The 835-nt window shown below is 65.1% G+C and carries 1 protein-coding gene; it reads right to left on the bottom strand.

What is annotated here, in order from left to right; all coding sequences use genetic code 11:
• The coding region (locus tag AC1RKH_RS28085) for an Ig-like domain-containing protein (protein ID WP_493184060.1) at positions 1-835 on the bottom strand (835 nt) is incomplete at both ends.

Genomic DNA, 835 nt, shown 5'->3' with positions numbered 1-835 from the left:
CCGGGGTTGAACACCAGTTGGTTGCCGACCACGCTGGCCGTGCCCTTGCTCGCCGGCGCACTGACCGAGTTCAGCGTGAACGCGTGACCGTCGTCGACGTCGGTGTCGTTGGCCAGCACGTCAATCGTGAGGGGCTGGTTTTCCGTGCCCGCGGCCACATCGGCCACTGCCACCGGAGCATCGTTGGTGCCGGTGATGGTCACCACTACGCTGCTGCTGGCAGGCGCACCGTGCTCGTCGGTCATGGTGTAGCTGAGCGTGACGCTGGCCGTGGCGCCTTGTGCCAGATGATCGAAGTCGCTCCCCGGGTTGAACTGTAACTGGTTGCCGACCACGCTGGCCGTGCCCTGGCCGATCGGCGCACTGGCGCTGACCAAGGTAAACGCGTGGCCGTCGTCGACGTCGGTATCATTGGCCAGCACGTCGAGGGTCAGGGTCTGGTTTTCTGTGCCGGCGGCCACATCGGCCACCGCCACTGGCGCGTCGTTGGTGCCGGTGATGGTCACGTCTACGCTGCTGGTCGAGAGCGCCCCGTATTGATCCTGCATCTGGTAACTGAGCGTCACATGCTCGACCGCACCCTGCGCCAGGTGGTCGAAATCGGTCCCTGGGTTGAACAGCAGCTGGTTGCCGACCACGCTGGCCGTGCCCTTGCTCGCCGGCGCACTGGCCGAATTCAGCGTGAATACATGGCCGTCATCGACATCGGTGTCATTGGCCAGCACGTCAATCGTGAGGGTCTGGTTTTCCGTACCGGCGGCCACATCGGCCACTGCCACCGGCGCGTCGTTGGTGCCGGTGATGGTCACGTCCACGCTACTGGTCGAGAGCGCCC

Source organism: Pseudomonas sp. GW822-FHT06B12, assembly GCF_058799675.1.
Note: the sequence above shows the minus strand (reverse complement) of the source record. Positions and strands in the feature narration are given on the sequence as shown.